Annotated in this window: 8 protein-coding genes and 1 pseudogene; 5 read left to right on the forward strand and 4 right to left on the reverse strand. The window is 63.0% G+C overall.

Features of this window, described 5'->3' with window-relative positions; translation table 11 throughout:
- The 3 genes from EOA27_RS08935 to EOA27_RS08945 all read right to left on the reverse strand — a co-directional run.
- A partial coding sequence (locus tag EOA27_RS08935) for an ATP-binding cassette domain-containing protein (protein WP_145970294.1) occupies positions 1 to 391 on the reverse strand: 391 nt, incomplete at its 3' end.
- 66 nt (positions 392 to 457) lie between these two features.
- On the reverse strand, positions 458 to 1,540 hold the full coding sequence (locus tag EOA27_RS08940; protein ID WP_126078586.1) for a sugar ABC transporter substrate-binding protein: 1,083 nt from the start codon (positions 1,538 to 1,540) through the stop codon (positions 458 to 460).
- Positions 1,541 to 1,827: 287 nt separating this feature from the next.
- On the reverse strand, positions 1,828 to 2,712 hold the full coding sequence (locus tag EOA27_RS08945) for an AraC family transcriptional regulator (RefSeq protein ID WP_042641694.1): 885 nt from the start codon (positions 2,710 to 2,712) through the stop codon (positions 1,828 to 1,830).
- A 281-nt stretch (positions 2,713 to 2,993) separates the two neighbouring features.
- Here EOA27_RS08945 and EOA27_RS08950 point away from each other — a divergent pair, with 281 nt between their 5' ends.
- On the forward strand, positions 2,994 to 4,124 hold the full coding sequence (locus EOA27_RS08950; protein ID WP_245467335.1) for a glycoside hydrolase family 25 protein: 1,131 nt from the start codon (positions 2,994 to 2,996) through the stop codon (positions 4,122 to 4,124).
- An 11-nt stretch (positions 4,125 to 4,135) separates the two neighbouring features.
- On the opposite strand, the gene EOA27_RS08955 is transcribed toward EOA27_RS08950, so the two are convergent.
- Positions 4,136 to 5,065 (reverse strand): AraC family transcriptional regulator, encoded by a 930-nt coding sequence (locus tag EOA27_RS08955; protein WP_348639858.1) that lies wholly within the window; start codon positions 5,063 to 5,065, stop codon positions 4,136 to 4,138.
- A 159-nt stretch (positions 5,066 to 5,224) separates the two neighbouring features.
- Here EOA27_RS08955 and EOA27_RS08960 point away from each other — a divergent pair, with 159 nt between their 5' ends.
- The 4 genes and pseudogenes from EOA27_RS08960 to EOA27_RS08975 form a co-directional block, all read left to right on the forward strand.
- Entirely contained in the window at positions 5,225 to 6,691 is a 1,467-nt protein-coding gene (locus tag EOA27_RS08960) for an alpha-glucosidase/alpha-galactosidase (protein ID WP_127255973.1), read from the forward strand.
- Positions 6,692 to 6,789: 98 nt separating this feature from the next.
- Positions 6,790 to 8,874 carry an ABC transporter substrate-binding protein gene (locus EOA27_RS08965; RefSeq protein ID WP_126078589.1) on the forward strand — a complete coding sequence of 695 codons (2,085 nt, stop codon included), beginning with the start codon at positions 6,790 to 6,792 and terminating at the stop codon, positions 8,872 to 8,874.
- Between the two features lie 112 nt (positions 8,875 to 8,986).
- Positions 8,987 to 9,994: an ABC transporter permease gene (locus EOA27_RS08970; protein WP_126078590.1), complete on the forward strand. Its 1,008-nt coding sequence runs from the start codon at positions 8,987 to 8,989 to the stop codon at positions 9,992 to 9,994.
- A pseudogene (locus EOA27_RS08975) lies at positions 9,995 to 10,171 on the forward strand (ABC transporter permease); the annotation flags it as partial.

Genomic DNA, 10,171 nt, shown 5'->3' on the forward strand with positions numbered 1-10,171 from the left:
ACAGCATCTCCATCGCCACCTCGTCCAGCCGAAGCGGGCTGAGCTCGTTGCCGAGGAAAATGTTGGCGACGACATCGAGGTTCTCGCAAAGCGCGAGGTCCTGGAACACCGTGGCGATGCCGAGCGTCAGCGCCGCGCGCGGGTCGGGCAGCGTGACCGGCCGACCCCGGAAATTGATCGTTCCCGAGCTCGGCTGATGCACGCCGGCCAGAATCTTGACCAGTGTCGACTTGCCGGCGCCGTTGTCGCCGACCAGGGCGACGACCTCGCCTGCATGGACGTCGAAGTCGATATCGGTCAGCGCCGAGACGGCGCCGAAATTCTTCGATATGCCGCGCAGGCTGAGCACCAGCTCGCCGACGGATGCCGACCCTTCAGGACTTTCGCTCATGCGCCGCCTTTCTTGACAGTCGTTGCCTGGCATCCGGCCGCCCATGGGCGGCCGGATGCCACTTGATCAGTTGGTGATGCCGAGCTTCTTGCAGCCTTCGGCATAGCGGTCGACGCAGAGCTCGGCCGCCGTGTTGATCTTCTTGTCGATGATCTCGGCCTTGAGGTTCTCCTGCGTCACCACCGCTGGCGTGAAGAGCTGCGAGGGCGTGTCGTAGAGCGTCATCTCGGCCTTCGGCGTCTCGCCCGACAGGAGCTTGACGGCGACGTTGGCCGCGGCGGCCGCGACAATCTCGCTCGGCTTGGAGATGGTGTTGTACTGATCACCGGCGATGATCAGTTGCAGAGCCGCGATCGTCGCGTCGTTGCCGGTCACCGGCGGAACCGGATCGACGCCGGCCGCCTTGAAGGCCGCGATCGCGCCGCCGCCGGTGCCGTCATTGGCGGCGACCACGCCGAGGATCTTGGCGCCGAAGCGCGTGACTTGGCCGCTCGCCCATTGCTGGGCCTTCGGCGGCGCCCATTCCGGCGTGTCGAACTCGGCCAGGATCGGGTAGCCGCTGTTGTCGAGGCCTTCGTGGATGCCCTTCTTGATGAGACCGGCGGCCGCGTCGGTCGGCGAGCCGTTGATCTGCAGCAGGCCGCCATTGGCCGGGTCGACCTTGAGCGCCTTGAGATGCTCGACCAGCGAATCCGCGATCGCCTTGCCGATGCCTTCATTGTTGAAGGACACGTAGAAATCGGCGGGCGCCGTCGGAATGGGCCGGTCATAGGCGATCACCCTGACGCCCTGGCTCTGCGCCAGCTTGACCAGCGAGGCGGCGGCGGTGGAATCGACCGGATCGAGCACGATCGCTTTGGCGCCTTGCGAGATTACCGAATTGAACTGCTGCTGCTGGCGAGCCGCATCCGCATCGGCGTTCTGGTAGATCACCTTGCATCCGGGGCACAGTTTCTTCATCTCGGCGACGAAGCCCGGATAGTCGTGCTGCTCGTAGCGGGTCGATGCCTGGTCGGGCATCAGGAAGGCCACCGTGGCGTCGGTGACGGTGTCGGCGAAGGCTGCCGTGCTGCCGAGCAGCGAGACGGCGAAAACGGCCGCGATGGTCGATTTCAAGGCAAACGGCGATTTCCAAGCATGTCTGGTCATTCGAATGTCTCCCTTTCGAGAAATGGTTTCACGGGGCCTGCGCGGTGAACGGCGCGCCAGGCCTTGACTGCATGTCGAACTGTTGAAAGGAGTATGATCAGTCGGCTGAGGATCGATCCGATCCTGGTAAAGCCGCGCAAACATCCTCCTGAAGTGCTGGATTTCACAACAAACGATCTCCAGCACCGGGTGCGTTACACCCCGCGTTCTTCCTTCCCTGAATGTCTCTTTTGTGTTGACGCAATTCCTTTTGGAATTGCTTTGAGCTCCTCCCGGTTTCCTCCCTGTTAGGCGGCAATCTCCGCGTTGATGTTCTCAGCCAGCAAGGCCCGGAAGCGCGAAGGCGACATGCCTTTCTGCGCCAGGAACTGGCGGTTGAAATTTGAGATGTTGTTGTAGCCGGCGGCGTAGCAGATCTCGGTGATCGACATCTGCGCCTCGCTCATCAACAGCTGGCAGGCAAGGTTGATGCGCAGCCGGTTGACATATTGCACCAGCGCCATGCCGGTGTGGCGGCGGAAGCTGCGCGAGAAGGCGCTCGGGCTGCGCCCGGCGATCTCGGCCAGCGTCCCTTCGCTGAACGGCTCGGTCAGGTGGCAATTGATGTAGGCGAGCGCCTGGTTGATGCCTGCCGACATGAAGCCGGAGGGGTCGGGCAGATAGCCGGCGCTGGCCAGCGTGCGGACGTCGCCGGCGCGGTTCAAGATGTCGAGCACGGCCATGAACAGCGACAGGCGACGCACGCCCTGCGCCTCGGTCAACTCCGCCAGCAGAGGCGCCGCAAGCTCGGCCGTCGCCGGCGAGAACAGGGCGCCGCGGCGGCTGGTTTCAAGGATACCGGCGCAGGCGGCAAGTTCGGGCAAGGCGGCTGAAGCGCTGGCGATGAATTCTTCGGAGAACTGGACGACGCGGCCGCGCAGCGGCACGGTCTCGCCCGGCGGCACGTCGCTGACCCAATTGTGCGGCAGGTTCGGCCCGGTGAGCACCAGATTGCCTGGCTCGAACTCACCGATGAAGTCGCCGACGAAATAACGGCCAGTGGTGGCGACGACCAGATGCAGTTCGTATTCGGGATGGAAGTGCCAGCGCACGGTGCGGAAAGGATAGCCGTGGGCCCAGGCCTTGAACGACTCTCCCTGTCTGATCTGGACGACTTCCAGGTCCGGATTCATGTTCATTTCCTCCCCGCGCGGGTCCGGTCTTGTGACCGGTTGCTGCGCTTCGTCAGGCGGGCCCGTCTCTTCCCACTGGCCGCCGTGATTGAAAGCTTAGGCGGCAATTGAAGCCCCTGCCACCACGGCTTGTCCACCCAAGCGATACTTTTTTGACGTTTTGGAGCGGACCGAAGCAAGCCGATGTTGTGAAAGCACTTCCTTAACCATAGCGGTTCAGGATCGTCCCCTGGTCAGTGGGGACACCCTGATTGAAAAAGCCGGCGCGCCCTCTTCGCCGCCTGGCGCTTCTCGCTGCGGCGGTTGTGCTGGGTACGGCGGCAAAGGCCTCGGATTTCTCCGAGCCGTGGAAGAATGCCGCCCGCCCGTTGGTGATCGACGCCTATGAATACAATTCGATCGACTGGCAGCAGCTCGTCACCGACAAGCGCGTCGCCGGCTTCATCAACAAGGCGTCCGACGGGCTGCCGCCGCCCTACTTCTGCTTCGGCGCCGAGGCGGACGTGAAACTCTGCAAGGCGCAGTGGAAGCGCTATGCGGTGACGCGTGAATTGTTCCAGACGCGCAAGGTGGTGGCCAAGGCGCTCGGCCTGAAATGGGGCGCCTATCACCTGGCCCGTCCCGGCAACCCGGTCGAGCAGGCCAACAACTTCATCGACTTCGCCGAGCCGGCGCCCGACGAGTTGATGGCTCTCGACATCGAAGGCATCGATCCGATGCAATGGATGTCGCTGGAGGACGCCGAGGAATTCGTGCGCCAGGTGCACCGCCGCGTCGGCCGTTTCCCGGTGCTCTATGTCAATGGCAAGACGGCGCAGTATATCGCCGACAATCGCTACCAGTACCGTCTGCTGTCGCGGCTGCCGCTCTGGTATGCGCGCTACAAGCCCGACATCGAGGTGCATTTCCCGATGGGCAACTGGCAGGGCTACGCACTGTGGCAATTCTCGGCGCAGGCCAATTGCGGGCGTTTCCGCTGCCCTTATCGGGTGCCCGGCACGCCCAACGACATCGATGTCAGCGTCGCGCCGATGAGCGCTGACCAGCTGCGCCAGCAATGGGCCTTTGGCGGCCTGCTCGACGTGCCGGCCGACTACCTCGCTTCGATCCCGGTGCCGCTCTCGCGCGAAAAGGCGCTGGCCGGCAAGGTCACCATCACCTATGCCGATGTGGCGACGCCGCCGACGGTGGAAGAAATGGTCGCGGTGCTCGGCGCGCGCTGGGAGAAATTCCGCGACGGCTTCCGCATGCCGGTGGTGAAGACGGTGCCGCAGCGCCCGAGCTTCGGCATCGTGCAATATGTCGCCTGGAAGCGGACCGGGCAGCGCACGCCCGACCAGATCGACGCGGCCTTCGCCGCCGCCGATCCGGTGAAGACCGCTTCGACCGCTCTCGACCAAAGGCGGCACTGATTCCCCAGGCATCAGCGGTGGCTGCCGAGGCTGGCATACATGCCGGTGGTGCGGAACTGCGTCGGCGTGATGCCGTAGAAACGGCGGAAGACCTTCGAGAAATAGTTCGCATCCTCGAAGCCGCAGAGCACAGCCACTTCCTTGACCGGCAGGAAATCGGCCTTGGTGAGGAGCTTGGCCGCGCGCTGCAGGCGTTGCTGCAGCACGAATTCGGCAGGCGGCAATCCTTCGCTCTCGGCGAAGCAGCGCGAGAAATGGGCGCGGCTGAGGCCGCTGATCTCGACCAGCTCCGCCACCGGCAGCGGCTTGTCGAGATTGGCGTTGATATGGTCGATGACCGGCTGCATGGCGCTTTGCTTCTCGGCGAAGGCATGCGAGCCGAAGACATCGTCGTAGAGCGCCATCGCCGCCTCATAGGCGATCGCGGAGGCCGCACCAGACGAACCCGCTCCCTTGATCAGTCGCAGGCTGCAATCGGCAAGGTGATCGACGGTCGCCGGCTGCAGCCGGAACACCGGGCCGGAGACGCTGAGGATCGACTTGTGGATGCGCAGCGCTTCCTCACCGTTCATCGAGATCCAGAAGTATTCCCAGCGGTCGCCCTGCCCCAGCCAGTAGCGATGATTGTGCGGCACCAGAACCAGCAGCGTGTCGTTCGCCTGCAGACGGTAGTTGCGGTTCTCGTAGCGCAGCTGACCGGTGCCGCTGATCGTGTGCTGGAGCACCGTGAACGGGGTCTGGCCACGCTTTCTCCCGTCCCAGTCATAGGTTTCGTCCTCGCGCACCTCATAGCCGGTGCTTGTCGGCATGGCATGCAGCCGCTGGCGCCCGCGCGGCAGCGAAATCGTCCGCATCAGCTTTCCATTGGCGATCAGGTCCCGCAGCACAAAATTACCCTCGAAAGCATAATCCTTCTCTGGCGGTGCCCGCCAATAAGGCATAATCCAACTTCTCAGAACGCGAAAGACCCGCGGTCGAGGAGCGGGCGGGAGGAGAAAGAGCCGGATTTCCGGCTTTGAGTGGCTGGCGCGCGATGGCGCGTGGCCAAATCCTCCTTTGTCGCTCCTTGCCTGGCATTCAGTTGGATCAAGGTGAAGGTGATGAGCTTCAAAATCGCTATTATCGGCGCCGGCAGCGTCGGCTTCACAAAGAAGCTGTTCACCGACATTCTGTGCGTGCCTGAATTCCAGGACATCGAATTCGCGCTGACCGACATCAGCGAGCACAATCTCGGGATGATCAAGGCGATCCTCGACCGGATCGTCGAGGCGAACAAACTGCCGACCAAAGTGACGGCGACGACCAATCGCCGCGAGGCGCTGGAGGGCGCGCGCTACATCATCAGCTGCGTGCGCGTCGGCGGGCTGGAGGCCTATGCCGACGACATCCGCATCCCGCTGAAATATGGCATCGACCAGTGCGTCGGCGACACGATCTGCGCCGGCGGCATCCTCTACGGCCAGCGCAACATTCCGGTGATCCTCGACTTCTGCAAAGACATTCGCGAGGTCGCCGCGACGGGCGCGAAATTCCTCAACTATGCCAACCCGATGGCGATGAACACCTGGGCGGCGATCGAATACGGCAAGGTCGACACGGTCGGGCTCTGTCACGGCGTCCAGCACGGCGCCGAACAGATCGCCGAAGTGCTCGGCGCGAAATCGCCCAGAGAGCTCGACTATGTCTGCTCCGGCATCAACCACCAGACCTGGTTCATCGAGCTCAAGCTGAACGGCCGGCCGATCGGCAAGGACGAACTGGTCGCCGCCTTCGAGGCGCACCCGGTCTATTCGAAGCAGGAAAAGCTCAGGATCGACGTGCTGAAGCGCTTCGGCGTCTATTCGACCGAAAGCAACGGGCATCTCTCCGAATACCTCCCCTGGTACCGCAAGCGCCCCGACGAGATCACGCGCTGGATCGACATGTCGGACTGGATCCATGGCGAGACCGGCGGCTATCTGCGCTACTCGACCGAAACCCGCAATTGGTTCGAGACGGAATATCCGCAGTTCCTCGAAGCGGCGTCGAAGCCGATCGATCCGTCAAAACGCTCCAACGAGCATGCCAGCCACATCCTCGAGGCGCTGGAGACCAACCGCGTCTATCGCGGTCACTTCAACGTCAAGAATAATGGCGTGATCACCAACCTGCCGCAGGACGCGATCATCGAATCGCCCGGCTTCGTCGACCGTTTCGGCATCAACATGGCGGCCGGCATCACGCTGCCGGAAGCCTGTGCGGCAACCTGCATGGCCTCGATCAACGTGCAGCGCATGTCGGTGCATGCGGCGATCGTCGGCGACATCGATCTGTTGAAGCTCGCCGTGCTGCACGATCCGCTGGTGGGTGCGGTGTCGACGCCGGAAGAGGTCTGGCAGATGGTGGACGAGATGGTGGTCGCTGAAGCCGCATGGCTGCCGCAATATGCGCACGCCGTTCCGGCGGCGAAGGAGCGGCTTTCGAAAGCACACGTCAAGACCCGCGAATGGGCGGGCGCCGCGCGGCGCAACGTGCGCTCGATCGAGGAACTGCGCGCCGAAAAGGCGGCGCTGAAACAGGCCGGTTGAGCCTAAAGGCAAGCAGGCCGGGTCGCAGGAGGCAGCTCGGCAAGAAATTCACAAGAGGCGGGCAGCAGCAGACGTCCAAAAACATCTGGGAGGAGACTATGAGGACTTTTCGTAGAACTGGCATTGCCGCCGGGCTGATGCTCGGCGTTTCAGTCCATGCGCTCAACGCCTTCGCTTCCGAGCCGACGATCCCGCCGCAGCCTGCGACATTCCCGGCCGAGGGCAAGATCCACTATGTGGCGCGCGACTCCATCCTGGAGTTCAAGGCGCTGCCGGAATATCACGAGCCGGACTGGGTGACGGAGAAATACGTCAAGACCGGCAAGCTGCCGCCGGTCAAGGACAGGCTGCCGAAGGAACCGCTGGTCTTCAAGACGGCCAACATGCCGGATGGCATCGGCGTCTATGGCGACACGATGCGCCATGTCATCGGCGGCAGGCCGGAAGGCTGGAACTACGGCGCCGGCCAGACGCAAGGCTGGGGCGGCATCGACATCGGGCTTTCCGAATGCCTAACGCGCACGGCGCCGCTGTTCCAGGTCGAGGCCAAGGACACCGAGCCGCTGCCCAACCTCGCCAAGAGCTGGGACTGGTCGAGCGACGGCCACAAGCTGACCATGCATCTGATCGAAGGCGCCAAATGGTCCGACGGCGCGCCCTTCAATGCCGACGACGTGATGTTCTACTGGGACGACGAGGTGGTCGATCCGAACGTCTCGCCGCTCAACGGCGCCACGCCGGAGACTTTCGGCGTCGGCACGACGCTGAAGAAGATCGACGACTACACCGTGGAGTGGACGTTCAAGGAGGCGTTCCCGCGGCAATATCTCTATGCCATGGCCTATGGCACTTTCTGCCCCGGCCCCTCGCACATCCTCAAGCCGCAGCATCCGAAATATTCGAAGAACACCTACGACCAGTTCAAGAACGCCTTCCCGCCGGAATATATGAACATGCCGGTGATGGGCGCCTGGGTTCCGGTCGAATACCGGCCGGACGACATCATCGTCATGCGCCGCAATCCCTATTATTGGAAGGTCGACGAGAAGGGCAACCAGCTGCCCTATCTCAACGAGCTGCAATACAAGCTCTCGACCTGGGCCGACCGCGACGTGCAGGCTGTTGCCGGCTCGGGCGATTTCTCCAACCTCGAACAGCCGGAGAACTTCGTCGCCTCGCTGAAGCGTGCTGCTGACAAGAATGCACCGGCACGCCTCGCCTTCGGGCCGCGTCTCATCGGCTACAATCTGCGCATGAATTTTTCCGCCAATGGCTGGGGCAACCCGGACGAACGCGGCCAGGCGATCCGCGAGCTGAACCGCAACGAGGATTTCCGCAAGGCCGTCACCATGGCGCTCGACCGCAAGGCGCTGGGCGACTCGCTGGTCAAGGGCCCGTTCACCGCCATCTATCCGGGCGGCTTCTCATCCGGCACCAGCTTCTATGACCGCAAGTCGACGGTCTATTATCCGTTCGATCTCGAAGGCGCCAAAGCATTGCTCGCCAAGGCCCGCCTCAAGGATACGGACGGCGACGGCATTGTGAACTTCCCGGCCGGCACCGCGGGCGGCAAGGATGTCGAGATCGTGATGCTGGTCAACAACGACTACACCACCGACAAGAGCCTTGCCGAAGGCGTGGTCGCGCAGATGGAGAAGCTCGGCCTGAGGGTCGTGCTCAACGGGCTTAACGGCACGCAGCGCGATGCCACACAATATTCCGGCCGCTTCGACTGGCTGATCCGGCGAAACGAAACCGAGCTCACCTCCGTCGTTCAAAATACCGAGCAGCTGGCGCCGGTCGGCCCGAAGACCAGCTGGAACCATCGCGCGCCGGAAAGCGGCCAGGTCGACATGATGCCGTTCGAAAAGGATCTCGTCGACATCGTCAACAAATTCGTGTCGACGCAGGACAACGACCAGCGTGCCGAGCTGATGCGAAAGTTCCAGAAGATCTCGACCGAGCATGTCTACAATGTCGGCCTGACGGAATATCCGGGCGCGCTGATCGTCAACAAGCGTTTCTCCAACATTCCGCAGGGCACGCCGATCTTCATGTTCAACTGGGCCGAGGATTCGATCATCCGCGAGCGCGTGTTCGTCAAGGCGGACAAGCAGGCAAAATACGAGTTGTTCCCCAACGAACTGCCCGGCAAGCCTGGCGATAAGGGACCGATGGATTAAGCTTTACCTCCCCTGACGAAGAGATGTCCGGCCGCGTTGCGGCGCGGCCGGACAAAGCAATTCCTCCAAATGCATCGAATGCGCGACCGGCCAGAAAGGAAATAGACCGTCCATGTTGCGATTCCTGCTCATGCGCATCGCCTCGGCCGTTCCCGTCCTCGCCATTCTGAGCCTGGTCACCTTTGCCATCATCCAGGCGCCGCCTGGCGACTATGCCGACTACATCAAATCGCAGCTGATCAACCAGGGCGGCGCCTCCTATGCCGAAGCCGACGCGCAGGCACAGGCCTATCGTATCGAACATGGCCTCGATAAGCCGTTGCCCGTCCAGTATCTCAACTGGATCGGCGGCATCATCACGCGCGGCGATTTCGGCTACAGCCTCTACTACAACAAGCCGGTGGCCGATGTGGTGGGCGAACGCCTGCCGCGCACGCTGCTGCTTGCGCTGGTCTGCCACCTGCTCGCCTCGGTGCTCGGCATCACCTTCGGCATATGGGCGGCGACGAGGCAGTATAGCTGGATCGACTCCACGCTCTCGGCGATCTCGTTCCTCGGCATGACAGTGCCGCGCTTCCTGATGGCGCTGATCATCGTCTATCTGCTGGTCTTCCAGTTCAACGTTTCGGAGATCGGCTCGTTCTTCTCGCCGCAGTATGGCGGCGCGCCGTGGTCGTGGGCGAAGTTCGTCGACCTGGTCAAGCATGTCTGGCCGGTGGTGGCGATCGCGACCTTCGGCGGGCTCGCTTACAACATGCGCGTCATGCGCGGCAACCTGCTAGACACGCTGAACATGCAATATGTCGAGACGGCCAAGGCCAAGGGCCTGACCGGCGGCGCCGTCGTCATGCGGCACGCCGTGCCCAATGCGCTGCATCCGCTGGTGATGTATCAGGGCGTGGTGCTGCCCTATATGCTGACCGGCGAGATCGAGACGGCGATCATCTTCGCGCTGCCGACCGTCGGGCCGGCGATCGTCGGCTCGATGGCGGTGGGCGACGTTTATGTGACGGCCACCTTCATGATGGTGCTGTCGGCGACGCTGATCATCGGCAACATCATCGCCGACATGCTGCTCGTGCTGCTCGATCCCCGCATCCGCCAATTCGGGGAGCGCTAGATGCTGGCGCGCGACCCCTCCCCGCCGCCGCCAGCCGAAGGCGTGGCCATAGCCGAGCCGGCGCACGGCAATGAGAGCTATATCGCGCTGGTCTGGCGCCGGCTAAAGCGCTCCTGGACCGGCATGGCCGGGCTCTTCCTGGTCGTGCTTCTGCTCGTCATGGCGGTCCAGGAGCGC

The sequence above is a fragment of the Mesorhizobium sp. M2A.F.Ca.ET.037.01.1.1 genome, from assembly GCF_003998075.1.
In the GTDB taxonomy this organism is placed as follows: Bacteria; Pseudomonadota; Alphaproteobacteria; order Rhizobiales; family Rhizobiaceae; genus Mesorhizobium.